The sequence below is a fragment of the Actinomadura opuntiae genome (genome assembly GCF_030283205.1).
Classification (GTDB): domain Bacteria; phylum Actinomycetota; class Actinomycetes; order Streptosporangiales; family Streptosporangiaceae; genus Spirillospora.
Genome location: NZ_JASNWF010000002.1, coordinates 364,997 through 388,618, shown reverse-complemented (window position 1 = coordinate 388,618; position 23,622 = coordinate 364,997). Strand labels below are relative to the sequence as shown.

At 72.6% G+C, this 23,622-nt stretch carries 22 protein-coding genes; 17 read left to right on the top strand and 5 right to left on the bottom strand.

The genetic code is table 11. The features are described 5' to 3' along the window. The first annotated feature begins 249 nt into the window (after positions 1–249). The 3 genes from QP089_RS05280 to QP089_RS05270 all read left to right on the top strand — a co-directional run bounded on the left by QP089_RS05280 (position 250) and on the right by QP089_RS05270 (position 7,821). The gene (locus tag QP089_RS05280; protein ID WP_285910157.1) at positions 250–3,177 is read left to right on the top strand and encodes an AAA family ATPase; all 2,928 of its coding nucleotides are present in this window, start codon (positions 250–252) and stop codon (positions 3,175–3,177) included. A gap of 238 nt (positions 3,178–3,415) precedes the next feature. After that, positions 3,416–5,866, top strand: coding sequence for a M4 family metallopeptidase (locus tag QP089_RS05275; protein WP_285910156.1), 2,451 nt, complete (start codon positions 3,416–3,418; stop codon positions 5,864–5,866). 77 nt (positions 5,867–5,943) lie between these two features. Next, positions 5,944–7,821 carry a M1 family aminopeptidase gene (locus tag QP089_RS05270; RefSeq protein ID WP_285910155.1) on the top strand — a complete coding sequence of 626 codons (1,878 nt, stop codon included), beginning with the start codon at positions 5,944–5,946 and terminating at the stop codon, positions 7,819–7,821. 56 nt (positions 7,822–7,877) lie between these two features. Here the strand turns inward: QP089_RS05270 and QP089_RS05265 are convergent, their stop codons facing one another. Continuing rightward, on the bottom strand, positions 7,878–8,459 hold the full coding sequence (locus QP089_RS05265) for a TetR/AcrR family transcriptional regulator (RefSeq protein WP_285910154.1): 582 nt from the start codon (positions 8,457–8,459) through the stop codon (positions 7,878–7,880). Positions 8,460–8,641: 182 nt separating this feature from the next. Between QP089_RS05265 and QP089_RS05260 the strand changes: the two genes are divergently transcribed. From QP089_RS05260 to QP089_RS05245, 4 genes are read left to right on the top strand one after another with little or no spacing between them, the layout of a single operon-like run. Beyond that, positions 8,642–9,382 carry a hypothetical protein gene (locus QP089_RS05260; RefSeq protein ID WP_285910153.1) on the top strand — a complete coding sequence of 247 codons (741 nt, stop codon included), beginning with the start codon at positions 8,642–8,644 and terminating at the stop codon, positions 9,380–9,382. Continuing rightward, positions 9,379–10,158, top strand: a complete 780-nt coding sequence (locus QP089_RS05255; protein WP_285910152.1) for a hypothetical protein — start codon at positions 9,379–9,381, stop codon at positions 10,156–10,158. The genes QP089_RS05260 and QP089_RS05255 overlap by 4 nt, the downstream gene beginning before the upstream one ends. Next, complete coding sequence (locus QP089_RS05250) at positions 10,155–10,745, top strand: cytochrome c oxidase subunit 3 (RefSeq protein WP_285910151.1); 591 nt, start codon at positions 10,155–10,157, stop codon at positions 10,743–10,745. Before QP089_RS05255 ends, QP089_RS05250 begins: the two co-directional genes overlap by 4 nt. Before the next feature lie 5 nt (positions 10,746–10,750). Then, the gene (locus QP089_RS05245) at positions 10,751–11,047 is read left to right on the top strand and encodes a cytochrome C oxidase subunit IV family protein (RefSeq protein ID WP_285910150.1); all 297 of its coding nucleotides are present in this window, start codon (positions 10,751–10,753) and stop codon (positions 11,045–11,047) included. 5 nt (positions 11,048–11,052) lie between these two features. Here the strand turns inward: QP089_RS05245 and QP089_RS05240 are convergent, their stop codons facing one another. The 4 genes from QP089_RS05240 to QP089_RS05225 form a co-directional block, all read right to left on the bottom strand. After that, positions 11,053–11,856: an ABC transporter ATP-binding protein gene (locus QP089_RS05240; protein ID WP_446474004.1), complete on the bottom strand. Its 804-nt coding sequence runs from the start codon at positions 11,854–11,856 to the stop codon at positions 11,053–11,055. Between the two features lie 90 nt (positions 11,857–11,946). Further along, positions 11,947–13,149 carry an MFS transporter gene (locus QP089_RS05235; RefSeq protein ID WP_285910149.1) on the bottom strand — a complete coding sequence of 401 codons (1,203 nt, stop codon included), beginning with the start codon at positions 13,147–13,149 and terminating at the stop codon, positions 11,947–11,949. Between the two features lie 77 nt (positions 13,150–13,226). Then, positions 13,227–13,793 (bottom strand): carboxymuconolactone decarboxylase family protein, encoded by a 567-nt coding sequence (locus tag QP089_RS05230; RefSeq protein ID WP_285910148.1) that lies wholly within the window; start codon positions 13,791–13,793, stop codon positions 13,227–13,229. Beyond that, positions 13,790–14,596: an IclR family transcriptional regulator gene (locus QP089_RS05225; RefSeq protein ID WP_285910147.1), complete on the bottom strand. Its 807-nt coding sequence runs from the start codon at positions 14,594–14,596 to the stop codon at positions 13,790–13,792. The genes QP089_RS05230 and QP089_RS05225 overlap by 4 nt, the downstream gene beginning before the upstream one ends. 114 nt (positions 14,597–14,710) lie before the next feature. Here QP089_RS05225 and QP089_RS05220 point away from each other — a divergent pair, with 114 nt between their 5' ends. The 10 genes from QP089_RS05220 (at position 14,711) to QP089_RS05175 (ending at position 23,615) form a co-directional block, all read left to right on the top strand. Beyond that, positions 14,711–15,499, top strand: a complete 789-nt coding sequence (locus tag QP089_RS05220) for an SDR family NAD(P)-dependent oxidoreductase (protein WP_285910146.1) — start codon at positions 14,711–14,713, stop codon at positions 15,497–15,499. Between the two features lie 98 nt (positions 15,500–15,597). Then, the gene (locus QP089_RS05215; RefSeq protein WP_285910145.1) at positions 15,598–16,380 is read left to right on the top strand and encodes an SDR family NAD(P)-dependent oxidoreductase; all 783 of its coding nucleotides are present in this window, start codon (positions 15,598–15,600) and stop codon (positions 16,378–16,380) included. An 85-nt stretch (positions 16,381–16,465) separates the two neighbouring features. After that, entirely contained in the window at positions 16,466–17,221 is a 756-nt protein-coding gene (locus QP089_RS05210; protein ID WP_285910144.1) for an ABC transporter ATP-binding protein, read from the top strand. Beyond that, a complete protein-coding gene (locus QP089_RS05205; RefSeq protein WP_285910142.1) occupies positions 17,218–17,976 on the top strand; it encodes an ABC transporter permease in 759 nt (252 codons plus the stop codon). The genes QP089_RS05210 and QP089_RS05205 overlap by 4 nt, the downstream gene beginning before the upstream one ends. Next, a complete protein-coding gene (locus tag QP089_RS05200) occupies positions 17,973–18,953 on the top strand; it encodes an ABC transporter substrate-binding protein (RefSeq protein ID WP_285910140.1) in 981 nt (326 codons plus the stop codon). Before QP089_RS05205 ends, QP089_RS05200 begins: the two co-directional genes overlap by 4 nt. A gap of 1 nt (position 18,954) precedes the next feature. Then, positions 18,955–19,773 carry an ABC transporter permease gene (locus QP089_RS05195; protein ID WP_285910138.1) on the top strand — a complete coding sequence of 273 codons (819 nt, stop codon included), beginning with the start codon at positions 18,955–18,957 and terminating at the stop codon, positions 19,771–19,773. Between the two features lie 38 nt (positions 19,774–19,811). Next, positions 19,812–20,681: a fumarylacetoacetate hydrolase family protein gene (locus QP089_RS05190; RefSeq protein WP_285910137.1), complete on the top strand. Its 870-nt coding sequence runs from the start codon at positions 19,812–19,814 to the stop codon at positions 20,679–20,681. Then, positions 20,678–21,529 (top strand): fumarylacetoacetate hydrolase family protein, encoded by an 852-nt coding sequence (locus QP089_RS05185; protein WP_285910136.1) that lies wholly within the window; start codon positions 20,678–20,680, stop codon positions 21,527–21,529. Before QP089_RS05190 ends, QP089_RS05185 begins: the two co-directional genes overlap by 4 nt. Continuing rightward, on the top strand, positions 21,526–22,296 hold the full coding sequence (locus tag QP089_RS05180; protein WP_285910134.1) for an alpha/beta hydrolase: 771 nt from the start codon (positions 21,526–21,528) through the stop codon (positions 22,294–22,296). The genes QP089_RS05185 and QP089_RS05180 overlap by 4 nt, the downstream gene beginning before the upstream one ends. 71 nt (positions 22,297–22,367) lie before the next feature. Beyond that, a complete protein-coding gene (locus tag QP089_RS05175; protein ID WP_285910133.1) occupies positions 22,368–23,615 on the top strand; it encodes an amidohydrolase family protein in 1,248 nt (415 codons plus the stop codon). Positions 23,616–23,622: the final 7 nt, after the last annotated feature.

Here is a 23,622-nt window from a genome sequence, read left to right as displayed (position 1 = left end):
CGCCGTTCACCTGCTCGTCATCCGTGTGTGGCTTGGGGCACATTTGTATCCGCACCGCGGAGGCCCGTCAATACTTTGTTCTTACATATGGACGTACTGACTTGAGGTCATGGCCGCCGTCCGGGCGCCCGCCGGAGGGCGCCGGGGCGCCCCGGCGGGGCCGCCACCGGGATCTTGACTCCGGTTGCGGAGAGGGTTACCGTCCGCGACGGGTTCACACGCCGACCCAGGCGGTGCGGAGGCCACGCGATGGAGCATGCGATCCGGCCGACCGGCGGAAACGCGGCGGGCATCGTCCCGCCGGCGCCTCCTCCGGCAACAGACGGGGAAAGGCTCCGGCGCGTCCGCGGCACCGCGGCGCCGAGCCGGGCGGGCGTGCTGGACCAGGTGCGCGGCCATCTGGCCGGGGGCGGCGGCGCGCTGCTGGTCGGCCCGACCGGGATCGGCAAGTCCACGCTCGTGTCGGCGCTCGCCGACGAGTACGCCGCGGCCGGGCACCGGGTGTTCGCCTGCTGCCCCGCCGAGACCGAGCGGCACCTGCCGTTCCTCGGGCTCATCGACCTGGTCGCGCAGGGCGCCGACGAGGTCGTCGACCGGCTGCCCGAGCCCGAGCGCCGCGCCCTGCGCTCCGCGCTGCTGCTGCACGACGTCCCGATCGGCGAGCGCGACCTGCTGTGCCTGCGGCTCGGCGTGCTGCACACGCTGCGGCTGCTGTGCGCGGACCGGCCCGGCCTCGTCCTGGTCGACGACGCGCAGTGGCTGGACCAGCCGACCGGGGAGCTGCTCGCGTTCGTCGCCCGGCGGGCCGGGCGGCTCGTGCCGCCGCTGCGGATGGTCGCCTCCGTCCGGGCGTCGTTCGGCGACCCGCGCGGGACCGGCGGGCAGTGGCGGGACGCGGCCGGGCTGTGCCCGAAGCCGGTGCTGACGGTGAAGGTGCCGCCGATGTCGGCGGCCGAGCTCGCGGCCCTGCTCGCCGACCGGTTCGGCCGGTCCTGGCCACGCGCGCAGCTCGCCCGGATCCACCGGGTGTCGGGCGGCAACCCGTTCTTCGCCGTGGAGCTCGCGCGCAGCGTCGTGGAGAGCGGCGCGCTGGAGGGCGGTGGGGCGCCGGGCGGCGCGCTGCCGATCCCGCAGAGCCTGTCGGTGCTGATCCAGAAGCGGGTGAGCGCGCTGCCCCGCGGCACCCGCGAGGCGCTGCTGATGGCGAGCGCGGCGAGCCGGCCGTCGGTGGAGCTGCTGCGCCGGGCCGGCGGCGCCGACCTCGCCGAGGCCGAGCGGCAGGGCATCGTGGACGTGGCCGCGGACGGCCAGATCCGGTTCACCCATCCCCTGCTGTCGGCCGTCATCTACGCCGAGGCGGAGGCCGTCGAGCGGAAGGCGGCGCACGCGGCGCTGTCGCATGCAGTCCGCGACCCGGTGGAGCGGGCGCTGCACCTGGCGAAGCTGACGTCCGGGCGGGACCGGCGGATCGCCGGGACGCTGGAGGACGCCGCCGCCGTCGCGCGCCGCCGCGGCGGGATGTCCACCGCGGCGCACCTCGGCGAGCTGGCCGCCGAGCACACCCCGGAGTCGGAGCGGGACGCCGAGGTCGGCCGGCGGCTGCGCGCCGCCGAGGACGCCGTCGCGGCGGGCGACTACGCGCTGGCCCGGCGGCTGGCCCATCTCGTCCTGGAGACCACCGCTCGGCCGGCGGACCGGGTGCACGCGTGGATGGTCGTGATGGACTCCTCCGGCCAGGCGCTCGCCGAGGTGGAGGAGGTCTTCCCCCGGGCGATGGAGGACGCGCAAGGCGAGCCGGCGCTGCTCGCGCCGCTGCACTACCGGCTGAGCTGGCGGGCGTGGATGGTGCTGGGCTCGGCGGAGGCCGCGCTGGAGCACGCCCGCCGCTCCGCCGAGCTGGCCGCCGTCGCCGGCGACCGGGTGACCGAGCTGCTCGCGCTGACCAAGCAGGCGAACATCGAGTTCTTCCTCGGCCGCCCCGAGGCGGAGCGGACGCTGCGCCGCGCGCTGGCCGACCCGCAGGAGCCGCAGGTGATGTGGCACCACAACGGGCCCATCTACCTCAAGCACCGGCACCACCTGCTGCACGACCGGCTGGAGGAGGCGCGCGCCGAGCTGCGCACGCTGATCTACGGCGTCCGCCAGCGCGGCGTGGTGGAGAGCCTGTGCCTCAGCCAGTTCTGCATGAGCCAGGTGGAGATCCACCGGGGCCGCTGCCGGCAGGCGCTCAACCTGGCCCGGCAGAGCCTGGACCTCGCCGAGGACTGCGGGCTGAGCCAGGGCCCGTCCTGGTACGCGCTGGCGCTGGCCGAGGCCGCCGGCGGCGACCTCGACCGGGCGCTGGCCGCGGCGGAGCAGGCGCTCCAGCACAGCGAGGGCGACGGCGACCTGCTGTTCCTGCCGCGCGCGCTGCACGCCGAGGCGCAGGTGCGGCTGCGGTTCGGCGACGCCGCCGCGGCGGTGCGGATCCTGGAGCGGGTCCGGCGGATGGAGACCGGGCAGGGGCTGGGCGATCCGGCGGTGCGCCGCTGGCACGCCGACCTCGCCGACGCCCTCGCCCGCGTCGGCCGCACGCGGGAGGCGGCGGACGTGCTGGCCGAGGCGCGGGCGCAGGCGTCCCGGCTGGGCCGGCGCAGCGTGCTGGCGGTGCTGGAGCGCTCGTCCGCGCTGGTCCGCGCGGCCGAGGGCGACCACGGCGCGGCGCTGGACGGGCTCGTCCGCGCGGCCGGGCAGTTGCAGGCGCTGCCGTACCGGCTGGAGGAGGGCCGCGCCTGGCTGGAGCTCGGGGTGCTGCGCGCCCGCATGGGCGGGGCGGGCGAGGCGCGCGCCGACCTGCTGCGCGCCCGCACGATCTTCGCGCGGGCGGAGGCCCGGCCCTGGCTGAGCCGGGTCCAGGACGAGCTGCGCGCGCTCGACGAGCCGCGCCGCCACGACCCGGGCGGCCCCGGCCGCGGCGAGTCCGTGCGGCGGCCCGCCGGCGCCGACCCGCTGGCCGTCCTCACCGACATCGAGCGCAAGGTGGCCGTCCTGGTCGCCGAGGGCGCGACCAACCGGGAGATCGCGTCCCGGCTCTTCCTCAGCGTGAAGACCGTCGAGGCCGCCCTCACCCGGACGTTCCGCAAGCTGGGCGTCCGCTCCCGGGTGGACGTCGCGCGGGTCGCGGTGTCCGGCCGCTGACCTGCGGCCTCCCCGTCCGTTGCGGGTCCGCTCCGGCACCGTGCGCCGCGCATAGGGATATCCCTATGCATTCGCCGTGAGGCTTCTGCAAACCCTCACTTGTCCACAGACTCGCGCTTGTCCGCGATGCCCGGCTTAACGGAAATCGCACGAAAGGGAGCATGGGCCGGCGGCGTCCGGACGTCCACCCCCGTCACCACGGGATACCCGCTTCAGTGGTGAAAGGACGACCACCCCCATGTCCCAACGGACCATCGCGATCGCCTCATCGGCGGCCGCGCTGATCGCCCTCACCGGCGTCGCGATCGCACCGCAGGCCGCGGCGACCCCGCAGGCCGCGCCCAAGCCGAAGGCCCAGCCCGCCGGCCCCGACGCCTTCTCCAAGGCCGACTTCACGCTGAACCCCGCACCGCCCACCCGCGACAAGGCCGTCAAGAACGCCGAGAAGGCCCTGGACGCCCACGGCAAGCGCGCGCACCGCGCCAGCGGGCAGAAGTTCAAGGTCCGGACGGTCGCCGTCAGCCGCGACGGCGCGGCCGACGTCCGCTTCGACCGGACCTACAAGGGCCTCCCCGTCTACGGCGGGGACCTCATCGTCCACCTCAAGCCGAACGGCTCCTACGAGGCGCTGGAGACCGCGTCCCAGACCTCCGGCGCGATCCGCACCACGCCCGCCGTCGGCTCCCGTGACGCGGCCGCGCTCGCCCGCAAGCAGCTCAAGGGCACGGTGTCGGCCGTCTCGGCGCCCAAGCTCGCGATCAGGATGGAGGGCCGGTCGGCCACGCTGGTCTGGGAGACCGTCGTGTCCGGCGTGAAGGCCGACCAGACGCCCAGCAAGCTGCACGTCATGGTCGACGCCCGCAAGGGCCGGGTCGTCCAGAGCAGCGACGAGATCGACACCATCGCCCCCGCCGGCGCCCGGGCCGCCGCACCGGCCGCGCCGAAGGCCGCGCTCACGACCGGCACCGGCCACGGCATCTACGTCGGGACGGTCAACATCGACCTGACGCAGTCCGGCAGCACGTGGCAGATGAAGGACCCGTCGCACGGCAACGGGTACACCACCAACCTCAACCACGCCACGTCCGGCACCGGCACCATCTTCAGCAACTCCACCGGAACGTTCGGCAACGGCTCCAACAGCGACCCCGCCTCCGCCGGCGTCGACGCCCACTACGGCGCCGCGATGACCTACGACTACTACAAGAACGTCCAGGGCCGCAGCGGCATCTTCGGCGACGGGCGCGGCGTCCCGTCCCGCACCCACTACGGCAACGCCTACGTCAACGCGTTCTGGGACGGCACCCAGATGACCTACGGCGACGGCCAGAACAACGCCCGCCCGCTGGTCGAGCTCGACGTCGCCGGCCACGAGATGAGCCACGGCGTCAGCGGCGCCCTCGTCGGCTGGGAGGAGAACGGCGAGACCGGCGGCATGAACGAGGGCACCAGCGACATCTTCGGGACGCTGGTGGAGTTCTACGCCAACAACCCGAACGACAAGCCCGACTACACCATGGGCGAGCTGATCAACATCAACGGCGACAACCAGCCGCTGCGCTGGATGTACCACCCGTCGCTCGACGGCAACTCGCCCGACTGCTACAGCAGCAGCAACGGCAGCCTCGACCCGCACTACTCGCTCGGCCCGCTCGCGCACTGGTTCTTCCTCGCCGCCGTCGGCAGCGGCGACCACGGCTACGGCAACAGCCCGACCTGCAACAGCTCCACGGTGACGGGCATCGGCAACGACAAGGCCGGCAAGATCTGGTACAAGGCCCTGGCGTCCTACGCCAACAGCAACGAGAACTACGCGCAGGCGCGCACCGACTCGCTGAAGGCCGCGGCCGACCTGTACGGCACGCACTGCACCGAGTACAACACGATCAACGCCGCGTGGGCGGCGGTCAGCGTCACCGGCTCCGACCCCGTCCCGGGCACCTGCCCCGGCCAGGGCAACGGGCCCTCGGTCACCAGCCCCGGTGACCAGACCAGCACCGTCGGCCAGCCGGTGAGCCTGCAGATCAGGGCCACCGACCCCAACGGGCAGACGCTGTCCTACAGCGCGACCGGGCTGCCGGCCGGGCTGTCGATCAACGCGAGCAGCGGCCTGATCTCCGGCACCCCGACCACCGCGGGCACCAGCACCGTCACGGTCACCGCCAAGAACACCTCCGGCCAGACCGGCACGGCCACCTTCAACTGGACGGTCAACCCGCCCGGTGGCGGCGGCTGCTCCGCGCCCGGCGACAAGGTGGGCAACGGCGGGTTCGAGAACGGCACCACGCCCTGGACCACCACGTCCGGCGTCGTGTCCGCCAACGGCAACGGTGAAAGCGCCCACTCCGGGACGCACTTCGCCTGGCTCAACGGCTACGGGCAGTCGCACACCGACTCGGCCACCCAGTCGGTGACGATCCCGGCCAACTGCAAGGCGACGCTGACGTTCTACCTGCACATCGACACCGACGAGTCGCCCGGCACCGCCTACGACACGCTCACCGTCAAGGCGGGCAGCGCCACCGTCGCCACCTACTCCAACCTCAACGCCAACTCCGGTTACGCGCAGAAGAGCATCGACCTGTCCGCCTACGCGGGCAAGACCATCACGCTCTCCTTCTCCGGCACGGAGGACCAGTACCTCCAGACCAGCTTCGTCATCGACGACGTGGCCCTGAACGCCGGCTGACGCGCTAACCCCTACCCCCGCTCTGTCGCCGGTCCCCACCGCTGGGGGACCGGCGACAGCCATGAGCAAGGAGCACCATGACCAGCAGACTCCTGGCCGCCGCCACCGCCGTGGCGGCCGCGGCGGCCGGCCTCGCCGCGGCCGTCGCGCCCGCGCAGGCCACCACCGCGCCCGCGCAGGCCACCACCATGCCCGCGCAGGCCACCACCACGACCGACTGCCCTTCGGCCCAGGTCGTCTCGAACGGCGGGTTCGAGAGCGGCACGTCGCCCTGGACGACCACGTCCGGCGTCGTGTCCGCCAACGGCAACGGCGAGAGCGCCCACTCCGGCACGCATTTCGCCTGGCTGGACGGCTACGGCTCGTCCCACACCGACACCGCGTCCCAGTCGGTGACGCTGCCCGCCGGCTGCAAGGCGACCCTGTCGTTCTACCTGCACGTCGACACCGACGAGTCGCCCGGCACCGCCTACGACAAGCTCACCGTGAAGATGGGCGGCGACACCGTCGCCACCTACTCCAACCTCGACGCCGGCTCCGGCTACGTGAAGAAGAGCTTCGACGCGTCCGCGTACGCGGGCAAGACCGTCGCGCTCTCCTTCTCCGGGACGGAGGACTCCGGCGCCCAGACCAGCTTCGTCCTGGACGACGTCGCCCTCGACGTCTCCGGCGGCGGCACGCCGCCGCCCACCGGCGACGGCACCCGCACGCCCGACTCGCAGTCCTACACCGTCAACCTGACCAGCGACTCGTCCGGTGCCAACTGGCAGGGCCGCGAATCGGTCGCCTTCACCAACACCGACTCGGCTCCGCTGTCGGAGGTCTACCTGCGGCTGTGGGACAACGCCCACGGCAGCTGCCCGTCCACCCCGATCACCGTCAGCAACGTGACCGGCGGCTCCGCCTCGTCCCTCACGGTCGACTGCACCGCGATGAAGGTGACGCTGCCGAGCCCGCTGCCGCAGGGGCAGAGCGCGACCATCGCGTTCGACCTGGGCATCGCGGTGCCGTCCGGCGCCGACCGGTTCGGGCACGACGGGCCGTACAACTTCCTCGGCAACGCGCTGCCGGTCCTGGCCGTCCACGACGGCGACGGCTGGCACCTCGACCCGTACACCAACAACGGCGAGTCGTTCTACGGGCTGGCGGGCGACTACAAGGTGACGCTCGACCACCCCAGCTCGCTGTCGGTGCCGGCGACCGGCACCTCGGTCGACACCCCCGGCTCGTCCGGCCGGACGGTCACCACCGCGACCGCGACCCACGTCCGCGAGTTCGCCTGGGGCGCCGGCCCGTTCTCCAAGATCTCCGCCACCTCGCCGAAGGGCGTCAAGGTGAACATGTACTGGGTGAGCGGCATCAGCCAGTCCAGCGCCCAGCAGATGCTGTCGCTGGCCACCGACGCGATCGACGCCCACTCCGGCCGCTTCGGCGACTACCCGTACGGCGAGGTCGACGCGATCCTCGACAACAACTTCTGGTTCGGCGGCATGGAGTACCCCGGTTTCGTGCTCGACCTGGTCAGCGACGTGGCGCTGCCGCACGAGCTGGCGCACCAGTGGTGGTACGGGATCGTCGGCGACGACGAGTACAACCACCCCTGGCTGGACGAGGCGTTCGCCGACTACGCCACCGACCTGTACCGGGGCGTCAGCGGCGCGGGCTGCTGGAACAGCGTCTCCTGGGCCTCGTCCGAAGAGAAGATCACCAACTCGATGGCGTACTGGGACGCGCACTCGTCGCGCTACTCCACCGTCGTCTACAACTACGGCAAGTGCGCCCTGCACGACCTGCAACGCCTGATCGGTGACTCCGCCATGGCGAACCTCCTCAAGACGTACGCCAAGAGCCACTGGTACGGCATCTCCACCACCGCCGAGTTCAAGAAGGCCGCGCAGGCGGCCACGTCGACCGACCTCACCTCCTTCTGGTCCCAGCACCGCATCGAGGGCTGACCCCTGCCAGGCGATCCAGGCGCGGGGTATCGCGCCTGGATCGCCAGCGGGAGGAGTCAGCGGCCGTTGAGCAGGGTGCTGATCTCTCGGGCGAGCGGCCCGGCCAGGGGGTGGGCGGTGAAGCCGGCGGCGGCCCAGTCCCTGATGCCGTCGGCGACGAGCAGCTGGGCGATGCGCGCGGTCCGCGCGACGTCCGCGTCCGCCGGGAGCTTGCCGTCGCGGTGCGCCTGCCGGAAGGGCTCGAGGAAGAGGAAGGCGAGGTCGGCGTCGGTGGCGCCGCCGGCCAGGGCGCGCCGCTCGGTGCGGTAGGTCTCGATGACGGTCTCGAAGACCAGCTCAGGCGGGTAGCGGCGCATGTTGCGCTCCAGCACCTCGATGACGGCTTCGATCAGGTCGGCGAGCGTGTAGGGGCGGGACGCGACGGCCCGGGCGGCGAGGTGCGCGTCGCGCATGGTGAACACCTCGATCTCCGTGAGCACGTCTTCCTTGCGGGCGAAGTACACGTAGAACAGCGCCTTGGAGACGCCGGCGGCCTTGCAGATGTCGGTGACGGTCGTCCCGGCGAAGCCCTTGGTGCGCCACAGGGCCAGCGCCCCCTGGACGATCGCGTCCCGGCTGGCATGGGAACGCGCGCGCACCGGAACGGCCCTTCCCTGACCGTGGTCATCTTTCGGGTCGGGGGGAACGTGCGCCATGGCAGGGGACCTTACCGCATCGAGATTATTGACTACCGTCAGGAAGGGGGGCATGCTCCAGCTACGGCAGGCCGTCTTCCGCATGAGGAGAACCTGCTTTCCAGCTGAAGAGGGAGAGGAAGCGTATGCAGGTCCTCACCGCGAAAGAGGAGTCGGCCTTCTCGGCTCTGCGGGCCCAGCAGGTGATCCTGTGGTCCGCGCCCGTGCTCGCGCTCGTCCTGCTGGTGCTGTTCGCCGCCTTCCCGGGCTTCTTCCCGCCCATGTCGCCGGACATGAGCGCCGCCGAGGTCGGGGCGTTCTACCGGGACCACACCGCGCTGATCCAGCTCAGCATGGTCGGCTTCAACCTGTTCGGCATCCTGATCGTCCCGTTCTTCGTTCTGATCATGGTGCAGATGCAGCGGATGCGCAGCGAGAGCCACATCTACGCCTTCTCCTACCTCACCGCCGTCGTGGCCGGGGCGACCCTGTTCGCGCTGTCGGACGTCCTCTTCGCCGTGGCCGCCTTCCGGCCCGACCGGGGCGATGACCTGATCCAGGTGCTCAACGACCTGGCCTGGATCTTCTTCATCGCGCCGATCGGCATGCTGGTGGCCCAGTTCGTGCTGCTGGCCCTGGCCGTCTACGCCGACGACCGCCGGAGCCCGGTCTTCCCGCGCTGGGTGGGGCACTACGCGCTGCTGACCGCGCTGGCCATGGCGCCCTCGGCGGGGGCGGCGGTGTACCGCGACGGTCCCCTGGCCTGGGACGGGCTGGTGTCGTTCTGGCTGCGCAACGGCGCCTTCGCGCTCTTCGCCGTGGTGATGTTCTTCGTCCTGCGCGCCGCCCTGCGGCACCAGGCCGAGCAGGACGGGCTTCCGTCATGACGGACACCGACGCCGCCCCCACCGAAGAGGGGGCCGGTGAGTCCGCGAAGCCGAAGCGGGCGGGCAAGCGGGAGGTCTGGCTCGTCTACTGGGCGTTCACCGTCTTCTACACCGCCCTGTCGGTCGGGATATGCCTGCTGGGGCGGGCCACCCCGCCGCCCCGTCCCGACGTCACCGGCCTGCTGGCCGCGGCCTGGTTCGACAAGCACCACCTGGGCATCCAGATCGGCTTCGTGTTCCTCCTGGTGATCGCCGGAGGCGCCGCGATCTCCAACGGCATCATCGGCTACTTCATGAAGCGGATGTCGTCCGGCAGGATGCTCGCCTACGCCTACATCGCCACCATGGGGGTGGGCGCCGTCCCGGGATTCCAGGTGCTGCTGGTCTGTTGGCTCACCGCGACGTTCCGGCCCGACCGCTCTCCCGACACCCTGTACCTGCTCTACGACCTCGGCATGCTGTCGTACAACGGGTCTCTCGGCTGTTTCACGGCCGCCTACACCGTTCTGGCCATCGCCGTCTTCTACGACCGCAACCGCATCTTCCCCAAGTGGTTCGCCTACGTCACCGTCTGGCAGATCGTCACCGAGATCCTGGCCAGCCAGATGTGGCTCCACCATTCCGGCGCCTTCGCCTGGAACGGCGTGATCACCCTCTACATCGCCATCGTCATCTTCGGCCTGTGGATCGCCTGCTTGCTGGTCCTCCTCCGCAAGGCCGCCGGACGCGAGACCGTGCGCACCCCCGCCCTCTACGAGGCGGAGGGCACCCGATGACCGCTCCCGGCACCACGACGCGAACCCGCCCTCCGGCCCGTGGACGGCGCCTGCCCGGCGATGTCGACATGTGGGTGATGGTCCTGGGCGATCTGTTCTTCTTCGGCTGCTACTTCGTCACCTACATGGTCTTCCGCGCCATGTCGACCGACGAGTTCACCGCCTCCCAGCGGCACCTGAACGTCGACATCGGCGTCATCAACACCGTCGTCCTGCTCACCAGTTCCCTGTTCGCCGCCCTCGCCGTGCTCGCCGTCCGGGAAGGGGCGCTGCGGCACGCCCAGCGGCTGCTCCTGGCCACTGGCGCGTGCGGCGTGGTCTTCGCCCTGATCAAGGTCTACGAGTGGCACGTCGAGATCAGCCACGGCCGCACGATCCATGACGAGTTCTTCAGCTTCTACTTCGTCCTCACGGGCGTCCACCTCGTCCACCTGGCGCTCGGCCTGCTCGTCCTGGGCGTCGCGGTCCGCGAGCTGCGCGACCCCCGCAGGCGACGGCCGACGATCGTCGAGCAGAGCGTCCTGTTCTGGCACATGGTCGACCTGCTGTGGGTCGTCATCTTCGCCCTCCTCTACCTGATGAGGTGACCCGCGTGACCGCACCCGCCGACCGGCTCCTGAGGAAGGACAAGCGGACCGTCTTCGTCGCCTGGGCCGCCCTGACGGCCGCGACCGTCCTCGCCTGGCTTCTCACCCCCGGCGAATCCCAGACCGCGACGACGCTGGGCAACGAGCTCGTCGCCGCCATCGTCGTGCTCGGCCTCGTCAAATGCCGGCTGATCATCCGTTACTTCATGGAGGTCCGCAACGCGCCCCGTTGGCTCCGGGCCGCGACGGACGGGTGGCTCGCCGTCCTCTGGCTGACCCTGCTGGTCGTCTACCTGGTCTGAGCAGGTCAGTCGTGCTCGTCGCGGTAGGCGGCGATGACGTCCGGGGCGGGGCCGTCCATGCGGACGCGGCCGTGGTCGAGCCAGATCGCCCGGTCGCAGGTCTCCTCGACGGTGCCGAGGCTGTGGCTGACCAGGACGACCGTGGCGGCCTGGTCGCGCAGCTGCTTCAGCCGGTCCTCGCTGCGCCGCCGGAACCGGGCGTCGCCGGTGGCGAGCGCCTCGTCGATCATCAGGATCTCGCTGGTCTGCGCGGTGGCGATGGCGAACCGGAGCCGCTGCGCCATGCCGGTCGAGTACGTCTTCATCGGCATGTCGACGAACTTGCCGAGCCCGGAGAACTCCACGACGTCGTCGTACTTCTCGCGGACCTCGCGCAGCGGCATGCCCATCGCCAGGCAGCCGAGGACGATGTTGCGCTCGCCGGTGAGGTCGTTCATCAGCGCGGCGTTCACGCCGAGCAGGACGGGCTGCCCGCAGGTGAACACCTGGCCGCGGTCGCTCGGCAGCAGCCCGGCGATGCTGCGCAGCAGGGTCGTCTTGCCGGAGCCGTTGGAGCCGACCACGCCGACCGACTCGCCCCGGCGCAGGACGAACGAGACGCCGCGGAGGGCGTGCACCTCGCGCGGCCGCGGCCGGCTACGCCGCAGCAGCCGCGCGGCGCGGGAGGATCCGGCGCCGGCCTCGGCGCCGAGCACCCGGTAGGTGACGTGCAGCCGGTCGACGACGACCATGGGATCGGTGCCGGGCCCCGCCGGGTGCTCGCCCGTCCCGGGGTCGTCCCGGGGCGGCGGGTCGGGATCTGACGGCATGGCAGGTCCTTTCCGCTCGGCGCGACCGTCAGCGGCGGCCCCCGGCCGGGGCTCGCTCGCGCAGGTCCTTCCCGCAGGCGGGAGGGGTACTCATCGCCGCGCGGCCCGCCCGCGCAGGACGGCGAGCAGGACGAGCGCGGCCACCTGGATCGCGGCGACCACGGCGACCAGCGCGGTGACCGACCGGTCGTAGAGGGCGCCGGTGAGCGCGCCGCCCGCCAGCGCCGCGACCCCGAGGACGCCGGCGAAGATCCCGTAGGCGGTGGCCCGGCGCCGCGACGGGACCAGGTCGGCAACGACCGCGCGCAACGTGGACTCCTGGATCCCGACGGCCGCGCCCCAGACCAGGGCGCCCACGACGGCCGGCGCCACCGAGTCGGTGAACGCCAGGGCGGGGACGATCGCGGAGAGCACGGGCAGGGCGGCGAGCGCGCGCGGGCCGACGCGGTCGTAGAGCCAGCCGGTGGCGAGCGCGGAGACGGCGTCGGCGGCCATCGCCCCGGCGTACAGCACCGGCACGAGCTCGGCGGGCATGAGGTGCCGGTGGACGAGGTGGAACGACAGCACCCCGAACGTCGCGAACCCGGTCATGGTGACGGCCGTGAACGCCGCGTACACGAAGAAGGCGCGCGGCAGCGCAGGCCCGGCTTCCTCGCCGCGCGGCACGGCTTCCTCGTCCCGTGGCGCGGGCTCGTACTCCGCCGGATCCGGCACCCGCGCGCGGAGCCAGAACAGCAGGGCCAGGGCGGCGGCGCCGGGGACGGCCAGCACGCCCAGCGCGGGGCCGTAGCCGGCGGTGACCGCGAGCACACCCGCCACCGTCAGCGGGCCGACCAGCGCGCCGATCTGGTCCATCGCCTCGTGCACGGCGAACCCGCGGCCCCGTCCGGTGGTGGCGGTGGCGTGCGAGAGCAGGGTGTCCTTAGCCGGGGACCGGACGGCCTTGCCGACCCGCTCGGCGATCACCAGCGCGCACGCGACCCACAGCACGCCGGTCAGGCCGAGCACGGGCACGGACACGGCCGTCAGGGCGTACCCGGCGATGGTCAGCGTCCAGAACCGGCGGGTGCGGTCGGCGAGCGGGCCGGACACCAGCCGCAGGCCGAGCGCGGCGGCCTCGCCCGCCCCGGTGACGAGGCCGACCACCGTCGCCGACGCGCCGAGCGAGGCCAGCAGCGGCCCGGTGATCGACCGCGCCCCCTCGTACACGAAGTCCATGAGCAGGGAGACGACGCCGAACACGACGATGAACCGCCACGGCGACAGCGCGGCGCCGCGGTCCCGGGTGGTCATCGGCGCCCGCCGGCTGCTCGCATCGGTGTCCTTCCGTCGCGCCCGCGTGGAGGTCCAGTGTGCGCGACGGCCCGATCTCAGACGCGGAAGACGCGCATCTGGAGGGCGAGGGTCGCGTAGTAGCCGACGAGGGTGGTGAGCTCGAAGACGGTCTCCCGGTCCAGCGGCGGGACACAGGCGGCCCAGGTCTCGTCGTCCACGTCGCCGGCGACGAGGGCCCGGGAAAGGCGCAGGACGGCCGCCTCGACGGGGTCGCCGAGGTCCAGCGGGTTCCCGGCGGCGATCGCGGACAGCTCCGCCTCGGTGAGCCCGGCGGCCCGTCCGACGGCTTCGTGAGCGGTGCGCTCGAACGCGCTGTCCCAGTGGGCGGCGACGACGAGGATCGCCATCTCGCGGGACCGGCCGCTGAGCGCGCCCTGGTACCGGACGGCCGCGCCGACCCGTTGCAGGGCGTCGCCGAGCGCGGGGCGGAGCAGAAACTCGTTGAACGGCCCCTGCAAGACGCCCTCGTCCGAGACCAGGTCGAACAGGCGCGGGCCCTTGGCGCGCGGGCCCTCGGTGATGGAGCGGTACAGCGCGAGGCGCTCGCCGTCGAGTTCGCCGGGCGTGAAGGCGTACTGGCGGGTCGTCGGGTCGGTCGTCATCGGGTCCTCAATCTGGTGGTGATGTCGGCGGCCGTGGCGCGGAGCCGGTCGAGGATGTCCCCGCGCAGGTCGTCCAACGGACGGCGCAGCGCGGACACGGCGACGTTCACCGCGGCCACGGGGACGGCGCCGGAGCCGAACACCGGGACCGACACCGACCGCAGGCCCTGGGCGAGCTCCTGGTCCTGGACGGCGTACCCGTCGCGGCGGATCTCCTCCAGCTGCGCGCGGAGTCCGTCCATGCCGGTGACGGCGTTCGGTCCGGCGCCGGGCGCGAACGAGGCGCCGGTGATGCGGCGGTCCAGCTCGTCCGGCGGGAGGTGGGCGAGCAGGAGCTTGCCCATGGACGTGTAGGGCGCGGGCAGCGTCGAGCCGACGTGGACGTTCGCGGTGACCAGGTCGGCGTTGCGCAGCCGCGCGAGGTACAGGACGCGGTCCTCGACCAGGACGCCGAGGTTGACGGTCTCGCCGGTGGCGTCGGCGAGCAGCCGCAGCGGGCGGTCGCTGAGCTGCACCAGGCCGGAGCCGCGCATCGCCGCCGAGCCGAGGGTGAGCACCTTGACGCCGGGCTGGACCGTGCCGTCGTGCCGCCGCTCCAGGTAGCCGAGGTCTTCGAGGGTGCAGACGATCCGGAACGCGGTGGGCATCGGGATGCCGGTCAGCGCGGAGATCTCGCTGGTGCGCAGGGACAGCGTCGCGCCGTCGAACAGGCCCAGCACCTGCAGCCCCTTGGCGAGCGCGGCGATGTGGTAGCGCGAGCGGTCGGGCTCGGTACCCGCGGCCCCGGGGGCCTCGGGGGTCACGGCCCGCCGCCGGGGGCCCGCCTTGACGCCATGACCGGCGTCACACCATACTCGTGCTTAGTGAAAGTAGCTTTCATACAGTGAAAGCTAGCTGGGGAAGGCGAGGAACCGCAAGTGGCAGACGGGACGACTCAACCGGCGCCGGGCACCGGCACCGCGTGGCTGGGCCTGCACGGCGCCCGGGTGCTGGTGCTCGGCGCGGGCGGGATCGGCGCCGAGTGCGCCCGCGGCTACCTCGACGCCGGCGCGGTCGTCACCGCGGTCGACCGGGACGCCGGCCGGCTCGCCGCGCTGGAGCCGGGCCCCGACGGGACCAAGCCGCACACCATCGCCGCCGACCTCACCGAGAAGGGCGCGGGCGGCGCGGTCGTCGAGCAGGCCGTCCAGACGATGGGCGGCCTCGACGTCCTGCTGCACTGCGTCGGGATCAACGACCGGCGCCCGGTGCTGGAGTTCACCGAGGACGACTGGGACCGGATCCTGCGCACCAACCTGTCCTCCGCGTTCGGCGCCGCGCAGGCCGCCGGGCGGCACATGGTGGAGGCGGGCCACGGGCGGATCGTCTTCCTGTCCTCGGTGTCGGGGCACCTGGCGCACCAGAAGCACGGGCCGTACGCCGCGTCCAAGGGCGGGATGAACCAGATGATGCGGGTCATGGCCGCCGAGTGGGCCCGGCACGGCGTGACCGTGAACGCGGTCGCGCCCGGCTACGTCGAGACGCCGCTGACCGCCGCCTACCTGGAGCAGCCGGGCGTCCGCGAGGGCCTGGTGCGGCTCGTCCCGGCGGGCCGGCTCGGCACGCCCGCGGAGGTCGTGGGCCCCATCCTGTTCCTGTCCTCACCGCACGCGGCGTTCATGACGGGTCATGTCATGTACGTCGACGGCGGACGCACGCTCGTCTAAATGCATTTGCCGGGGGTGTGGGGGTCGTCCCCCACAAACGACAGTTGCCGGGGGTGTGGGGGTCGTCCCCCACAAATGACATGACAAGGGAGAACGACATGGCTCAGAAGATCTTCCCGCGGTTCGAGGGGAAGACGGTGCTGGTGACCGGGGCCGGCACCGGGTTCGGCGCCGAGATCGCCGTGCGCGCCGCTCAGGAGGGCGCCCGCGTCGGGGTGCACTACAACTCCTCCAAGCAGGGCGCCGAGCGCACCGCGGAGCGGGTCCGCGAGGCGGGCGCCGAGGCGTTCGTCGTGCAGGCCGACATCGGCTCGTGGGACGCGATCCGCGCCCTGGCCGACGAGGTGTTCCAGCTCGCCGGCGAGCTCGACGTGCTGGTCAACAACGTCGGCGACGTCGCGACCGAGCAGATGTCGTGGCGCGAGCTGACGCAGGAGTCCCTGGACCGCGTCATCGACGTGGACGTCAAGGGCACGCTGCTGATGACGCACGAGTTCGGCTCCCGGATGCTGGAGCAGGGCCACGGCTCGATCGTGAACATCGGCTCCACCGTGGTGGTGCGCGGCAGCGCCCGCGCCCCGCAGTACGCCGCCGCCAAGTACGGGCTGCTCGGCATCACCAAGTCGTACGCGGCGGCGTTCGCGCCGGCCGTCCGCGTCAACACGTTCGCGCCCGGCTTCATGGAGACCGGCGCGACGCTGGAGCGCGAGGACTGGAAGTCGGGCCGCCGCGAGAAGCTGATCGCGCAGACCCCGCTGGGCCAGATCCCGCCGCCCGAGGTCGTCGCGGGCACCGCGCTGTTCCTGGCGACGGAGGACGCCTCGCACATCACGGGCGCCTACATGCTCGCCGACGGCGGGTTCAACATGGTCGGGGCGTAGGGCCGTGGCGGGGCAGCGCGAGGAGAGCGCCGTGGCCGGGAACGTCCGGGAAGCTGCGGCGGTTCGGGAGACGGAGCGGCCGAGGGTGGCCGCCCGGGACCTCACCCTCGCCTACGGCGACACGACGGCGGCGACGGAGCTGACGTTCGACGTGCGGCCGGGCGAGTTCGTCAGCCTGATCGGGCCGTCCGGGTGCGGGAAGAGCTCGGCGCTGCGCGCGGTGGGCGGCCTGCTCGTGCCGGTGTCCGGGGAGCTGCTGGTGGACGGGACGCCGGTCGACGGCCCCCGCCCGCGCGACGTGGCGTTCGTCTTCCAGGACCTCGCGCTGTACCCGTGGCGCAGCGCCGTCCGCAACGTGGAGGTCGCGCTGCAGTTCGCCGGGGTCGGCCGCGCCGAGCGGCGGGCGCGGGCGATGGACGCGCTGCGCGCGGTCGGGCTCGGCGACGTCCCGCACCGGTTCCCGCACCAGCTGTCGGGCGGGATGCGGCAGCGGGTCGCGATCGCGCGGGCGCTGGTGTCGGACGCGTCGATCCTGCTGCTGGACGAGCCGTTCGCCGCACTGGACGAGCTGTCCCGGCTGAAGATCGGCGAGCAGCTCGTCACGCTGCTGGAGGAGCACGGCAAGACGGTGCTGTTCGTGACGCACAGCCTGTCGGAGGCGGCGTACCTGTCGGACCGGATCATCGTGATGACGCCGCGCCCGGCGACCATCAAGGAGGTCATCGAGGTCCCGCTGCCGCGGCCGCGCGAGCCGCAGGTGCTGCGCACGCCGGAGTTCCACGCGCTCACCGACCGGCTGTCGGCGCTGCTGCTGGAGGACGACCCCGGAGACGTGCGGTGATCGCGCCGCGCCGCGTGCTCGTCTACGCGGGGACGGTCGCGTTCGTCCTGGCGCTGTGGGCGCTGCTCGCCGGGACCGGGGCGGTCGAGCCGCTGCTGCTGCCGCCGATCGGCGACGTGTGGCGGGCGCTCTCCGACCTGGCCGCGGAGCCGTCGAAGCTGCTGGAGCCGGTCGGCACCACGCTGGAGGAGACGGCGATCGCGTTCGGGATCGCGGCCGTGGTCGCGCTGCCGGTCGGCGTGCTCGTCGGCTCGTCGCGGCTGCTGCGCCGCGCGTACGAGCCCGTCCTGACCGGCCTGAACGCGCTGCCGCTGGTGATCCTGTACCCGGTGCTGGCGGCGACGCTCGGGGTCGGCTCGCACTCCAAGATCGCGCTCGGCACGCTCTACGCGTTTTTCCCCATCGCGATCGCGGCGGCCCGCGCCACCGCGACCGTCGACGGGCGGCTCATCACCGCCGCGCAGACCATGGGCGCCACCCGCGCGCAGTGGCTGACCGGCGTCGTCCTGCCCGCCGTGCTCGGCCCGGTGCTCGCCGCGATGCGGGTGTCGCTGGGCCTGGCGCTCGTCACCGTGATCGCGTCGGAGTTCATCGCGGGCGCCGCCGGGATCGGCTACCAGCTCGGCACCGCCAGCCAGAGCCTCGACAGCCCGGGCCTGTTCGCCTGGATCGTCATCGCCTGCCTGGTCACGGTCGCCGTCAACCTCCTGTTCTCCCTCACCACCCACATGCTGCAGAAAGGCGTCACCCGATGATGGTCACCGCAAGGATCGCCGCGGTCGCGGCGCTGTGCGCCGCCGCGCTCACCGCGTGCGGCGGTGGCGGCTCGTCCGGTCCGTCCACCTCGATCAAGCTGGGGCTCGTCCAGGCGCAGGACTTCGTGCACGCGATGCCCGCGCGGGTCGCCGTCCAGCAGGGGTTCTTCAAGGACGCCGGGCTGGACGTCAAGGTCGTCGACTTCAGCGCCGGGTCCGACCTCACCAAGGCGATGACCGGCGGGTCGATCGACGTCGGCGCCGCGACCGGGCTGGACGCGGTGTCGGGCGCCGCGAAGAAGCTCGACACCCAGGCGTTCTACGGGGTGATGGGGCAGAGCCCGATGGCGCTGATCGTCCCGGAGAAGTCCGGCATCACCGGCTTCTCCGGGATCGCGGGCAAGAAGCTCGGCATCTCCAAGGCCGGCTCGCTCACCGACTACATCACCCGCGCGACCGCCGAGGCCTCCAAGGTGGACTTCGAGAAGGTCAAGGAGGTCCCGCTCGGCGACCCGGCGGCGACGATGTCGGCGATGAAGCGCGGCGACGTCGACGGGTTCGTCCTGCCGGTCAACTTCGGGTTCCTGCTCCAGGCCAAGCACGAGGGCAAGATCGCGCAGAAGGCGTCGGATGTGCTCGGCCCGAACTCGCAGTTCGCCGTGCTGATGGCCAAGAAGTCCACCATCTCGGGCAACAAGGCGAACCTGAAGAAGCTCGCCGGCGCCTACACCAAGGCGCTCACCTGGATGAAGGCCAACAAGCAGCCGACCGTCGACCTCGCCGTCGCCAAGCTCGGCATGCCGAAGCCGATCGCCGAGCAGACCTACGACGCGCTGGTCGGCGGCTTCACCCCGGACGGCGCCGTCAGCGCCGCGGGCATGGCCGGGTACGCCAAGGCGCTGCCGAAGCTCGGCATCGCGACGTCGTCGCCGGCGCAGGACGCCTACCTCAGCACCGAGATCGTCTCGGCGAAGTGACATGACGGCCATCACCGGATCCGCCCCCGCGGCCGCGCGGCGCACGGCGCGGCCGCGGGAGGCGGCGGCGGTCCAGCTCGTCCGCTGGGGCACGGTGGCCGCGCTGGTCGCGGTCTGGGAGGCGCTGACCCGCCTGTCGGACGCGGGCGGCGACTACCTCACCTCGCCCAGCCGGATCGTCGCCGACGGCCTGCCGAAGGTGCTGGAGGGCGACTCGCTGACCCTCGTCGGGTACACCACGTACCGGTTCCTGATCGCGTTCGCGATCACCGCGGTGGCGGGCCCCGCGATCGGGCTGCTGCTCGGACGCCTCAACAAGCACGTCTACCTCGGCGGACGCGACGTCGTGTCGGTGCTGTACGCGCTGCCGATGGCGCCGCTGTACCCGCTGTTCGTGCTCTGGCTCGGCCTCGGCGACGGCTCGGAGATCGCGTTCGGCGTCATCCACGGGATCATCCCGGTGATCCTCATGACGATGACGGCGGGCGCGGCGGTCGAGCCCGCCGTGCTGGACTCCGGCCGCGCCATGGGCGCCGGGCGGCTGCGCCGGCTGCTGTTCCTGGTGGTGCCCGCCTGCCTGCCCGACATCATCGGCGCGCTGAAGATCGGCGCGGCGCTGTCGCTGCTCGGCGTGCTGCTGGCGGAGCTGATGATCTCGGTGGACGGCGTCGGCACGTTCATCTCCACCCAGATCACCAACCACGGCGCCGCCGCGCTGGACGCCATGGTCCTGGTCGTCTGCGTCGGTGCCCTCGCCGTCAACGCGGCGCTCTCGGCGATCGAGAAGCGCGCCTCGCGCGGCCGCCCGGATCGCCCCTGACCTGCTGATTCCCCCATTCACCGAGGAAACTGGAACCCATGAAACTGATCACCTTTGACGAGGGCCGGGTCGGGCGGCTCGACGGCGACGACGTCATCGAGCTGGACGTCCCGTCGACCCGCGCGTACTTCGAGCGGGACGGGAAGGTCGGCGAGACCGGCGAGCGGCTGAAGCTGGCGGACGTGCGGCTGCGCGCGCCGATCCGGCCGAAGAAGTTCTTCCACACCGCCGGCAACTTCGCCGACCACCACGAGGAGCTCCAGGCCGTCAACTGGTCGCACCCGGTGCACAAGGGCATCGTGTTCTTCCAGAACGTCGACGCGATCATCGGCCCGGACGACCCGATCGTCTACCCCGAGCACCTCACCAAGGAGCTGGACTACGAGCTGGAGCTGGCCGTCATCATCGGCAAGCCCGGCAAGTTCTTCGGCCCGGACGAGGCGGTCGAGCACATCGCCGGGTTCACGGTCTTCAACGACATCACCGCGCGCGACATCCAGCGCCGCGAGATGGAGTCGGGCGTGTTCTCGTTCAGCAAGGCGATCGACACGTTCTGCCCGATCGGCCCGTACATCGTCACGGCCGACGAGATCGACGACATGCAGAACCTGGCGATGCAGCTGCGGGTGAACGGCGACGTGCGGCAGACCGGGCACACCAAGCAGATGCGCGTGTCGATCCCGCACCTGGTGGCGTACCACTCGCCGCAGATCTTCAGCGCCGGCGACATCATCACCACCGGCACCGTCTCGGGCGTCGCGGCCGTCCAGCCGAACCCGTTCGACTTCTACCTGCGCCCCGGCGACGTCGTCGAGGCCGAGATCGAGGGCGTCGGGACGCTGCGCAACCACGTCGTGTCCTGGCAGGACGCGCACGGCGAGCCCGCTCCGGAGAAGGTCGACTGGTGAGGATCGCCAACCTCAAGGGCCGCCTCGTCGTGGTGATCGGCGAGGTGGCCGTGGACGTCGCGGAGGCGAGCGGCGGGCGGTTCGCCGCCGACCCGCAGGCCGTCTTCGCCGAGTGGGACGCCTTCCGCGACTGGGCCGCGGGTCTCGACGCCGCGCAGGGGACGCCGTTCGCGGTCGAGGACCTCGGGGCGCCCGTCCCGCGCCCGGCGCAGGTGTTCGCGATCGGGATCAACTACGCCGAGCACGCCGCCGAAGCGGGATACCCGCCGGACTCGGCGCCGGTGACGTTCACGAAGTTCCCGAGCTGCCTCGCCGGGCCCGTCTGCGACGTCGAGCTGCCGTCCGACACCGTGGACTGGGAGGTCGAGGCCGTCGTCGCGATCTCCCGGGAGACCTACCGGATCGGCCGCGACGGCGCCTGGGACCACGTCGCCGGCATCACCCTCGGCCAGGACCTGTCCGAGCGGACCGCGCAGCTCGCGGGCGCGAAGCCGCAGTTCAGCCTGGCCAAGTCGCACGCGAACTTCGGGCCGACCGGCCCCTGGCTGGTCACCCCGGACGCGTTCGGCGACCCGTCCGACCTGGCGATCTCGTGCAGCCTCGCGGGCGAGACGGTGCAGAGCGCGCGCACCTCCTCGATGATCTACGACGTCCCGGAGCTGCTCGTCCGGCTGTCGCGGGTCTGCCGGCTGTTCCCCGGCGACCTGGTCTTCACCGGGACGCCGCCGGGCGTCGGCAACGCCCGCACCCCGAAGCGGTTCGTCCGGCCGGGCGAGGTCCTGGTCAGCGAGCTGGAGGGGGTCGGGCGCATCACGCAGCGGTTCGTCGCCGCCGGGAGCGCCCCGTGAGCGTCCGGGTCCTGGAGGGCGTCGAGTACGCGGCGGAGGTCGGGTACCGGCCGCTGCTCCTCGACCTCTACCTGCCTCCCGTGGACGGCGCGCCGGTCGTGCTGTTCCTGCACGGCGGCGGCTGGCAGCGCGGGACCCGCCGCGACTTCGGGCGCGAGTTCGCCGATTGGCGGCCGTCCCCGTTCGAGCGAATCGCCGAGGCGGGGCTCGCGGTCGCGTCCGTGGACTACCGGCTGTCGGGCGAGGCGCGGTATCCCGCGCAGCTCCAGGACGTGCGGGCGGCGGTCGGCTGGCTGCGCGAGCACGGCGGCGAGCACGGGTTCGACGGGACGCGGGTCGTGGCGTGGGGCGAGTCGGCCGGGGCGCACCTGGGCGCGCTCGCCGCGCTCACCGGCCCCGGGATCGCGGCCGTGGTCGGCTGGTACGGGGTCTACGACCTGTCCGCGATGCCCGAGCCCGGCGATCCGTCGTCGCGGGAGTCGCGGCTGCTCGGGTCGGCGGTCGGCGGCGTGCCCGCGCTCGCCGCCGAGGCCAGCCCGGTCGCGCACGTCCACGCGGGCGCGCCGCCGTTCCAGCTCTGGCACGGGACCGCCGACCGCGCGGTGCCGATGGCGCAGAGCGAGCGGATGGCGGAGGCGCTGCGCGCGGCGGGCGTCCCGGTCGAGTTCCGGCGGGTCGAGGGCGCGGGCCACATCTGGCGGGACGCGCCGGACGTCGGCGCCGTCTTCCGGGATTCGCTGGAGTTCGCCCGTGGCGTCCGGGCGTGACCTGGATTACGCTGGCGTTACCACACTAAGAAAGTCGCTTTCATTCACTAAAAGTCGAGGGGAGGCCCGCGATGGGCGAGATCGTGTTCACCGGCGGATCGGTGTTCGACGGGTCCGGCCGGGACCCGTTCCCCGGCGAGGTCGTCGTGCGCGGCGACCGGATCGCCGCCGTCCGTCCGGGCCACTCCCCCGCGCCCGAGGGCGCGACCGTGATCGACTGCGCGGGCGCGACCGTCATGCCGGGCCTGGTCGAGGGGCACGCGCACCTGACGTTCCCCTCGGCCGTCGGCCATCTGGAGCCCCGCTTCAACCCGCCGGTCGACGTGTCGTTCTTCGGCGCCCCGCCCACGGCCGAGGAGCACCTCGCGCTCGCCGAGCGCAACGCCCGGATCCTCCTCGACGCGGGCTTCACCAGCGCGTACTCGGCCGGCTCCCTCACCCCCGGCAACGTCGAGGTCCAGCTCCGCGACCGGATCGCGGCCGGCGAGGTGCCGGGGCCGCGGCTGCGCGCCGCCAGCTTCGAGCGCGACAACAACCCCGTCCGGCACGGCGCCGAGGCCACCACCCCGACCGGCCTGGCCCGCTTCATCGCCGAGCAGGCCGCGCTCGGGTTCGACTCGGTGAAGCTGCTGCTCAGCAACGACGACGTGTTCGTCGCCGGCGGCTCGATGCAGACCCAGTACACCGCCGAGGAGGCCGCGGCGGCGGGCGCCGCCGCGCGGGAGGCGGGCGTGTGGCTGAACTGCCACGCGCAGAACCCCGAGTCGATCAAGCTGGCGGTCCGCAACGGGTTCCGGTCGGTGTACCACTGCTCGTACGCCGACGAGGAGGCCCTCGACCTGCTCGAGGAGCACAAGGACGAGCTGTTCACCGCCCCCGCCGTCGGGATCATGTGGGCGAACGTCCACGAGGCCGAGGAGTTCGGCATCGACCGGGCCATGGCCGAGCGCATGGGATCGGTCGCGCAGCTGGAGGCGCAGACCGCGCTCTACCCGGAGATGCGGCGGCGCGGCATCCGCGTCCTGCCCGGCGGCGACTACGGCTTCCCGCAGACCCCCATCGGCCGCAACGCCCGCGACCTGCAGCTCTTCGTGGACCTGTTCGGCTACACCCCCGCCGAGGCGCTCGTCGCCGCGACGAAGTGGGGCGGCGAGGTCATGGACATGGCCGGCGAGCTGGGCCTGCTCGCGCCGGACTACCTGGCCGACCTGCTCGTCGTGCAGGGCGACCCGGCGCGCGACGTCTCCGTCCTCCAGGACCCGGCCAACCTCGACGTGATCATGCAGGGCGGCCGCTTCCACAAGGGCGGCCCCGCATGATCGCCCG

Bases quoted from the DNA above. Each gene is read 5' to 3' on its own strand.
- QP089_RS05280 (WP_285910157.1), top strand. From the start codon at position 250: ATGGAGCATGCGATCCGGCCGACCGGCGGAAACGCGGCGGGCATCGTC.
- QP089_RS05275 (WP_285910156.1), top strand. From the start codon at position 3,416: ATGTCCCAACGGACCATCGCGATCGCCTCATCGGCGGCCGCGCTGATC.
- QP089_RS05270 (WP_285910155.1), top strand. From the start codon at position 5,944: ATGACCAGCAGACTCCTGGCCGCCGCCACCGCCGTGGCGGCCGCGGCG.
- QP089_RS05260 (WP_285910153.1), top strand. From the start codon at position 8,642: ATGCAGGTCCTCACCGCGAAAGAGGAGTCGGCCTTCTCGGCTCTGCGG.
- QP089_RS05255 (WP_285910152.1), top strand. From the start codon at position 9,379: ATGACGGACACCGACGCCGCCCCCACCGAAGAGGGGGCCGGTGAGTCC.
- QP089_RS05250 (WP_285910151.1), top strand. From the start codon at position 10,155: ATGACCGCTCCCGGCACCACGACGCGAACCCGCCCTCCGGCCCGTGGA.
- QP089_RS05240 (WP_446474004.1), bottom strand. From the start codon at position 11,856: ATGCCGTCAGATCCCGACCCGCCGCCCCGGGACGACCCCGGGACGGGC.
- QP089_RS05235 (WP_285910149.1), bottom strand. From the start codon at position 13,149: ATGACCACCCGGGACCGCGGCGCCGCGCTGTCGCCGTGGCGGTTCATC.
- QP089_RS05230 (WP_285910148.1), bottom strand. From the start codon at position 13,793: ATGACGACCGACCCGACGACCCGCCAGTACGCCTTCACGCCCGGCGAA.
- QP089_RS05215 (WP_285910145.1), top strand. From the start codon at position 15,598: ATGGCTCAGAAGATCTTCCCGCGGTTCGAGGGGAAGACGGTGCTGGTG.
- QP089_RS05200 (WP_285910140.1), top strand. From the start codon at position 17,973: ATGATGGTCACCGCAAGGATCGCCGCGGTCGCGGCGCTGTGCGCCGCC.
- QP089_RS05195 (WP_285910138.1), top strand. From the start codon at position 18,955: ATGACGGCCATCACCGGATCCGCCCCCGCGGCCGCGCGGCGCACGGCG.
- QP089_RS05190 (WP_285910137.1), top strand. From the start codon at position 19,812: ATGAAACTGATCACCTTTGACGAGGGCCGGGTCGGGCGGCTCGACGGC.
- QP089_RS05175 (WP_285910133.1), top strand. From the start codon at position 22,368: ATGGGCGAGATCGTGTTCACCGGCGGATCGGTGTTCGACGGGTCCGGC.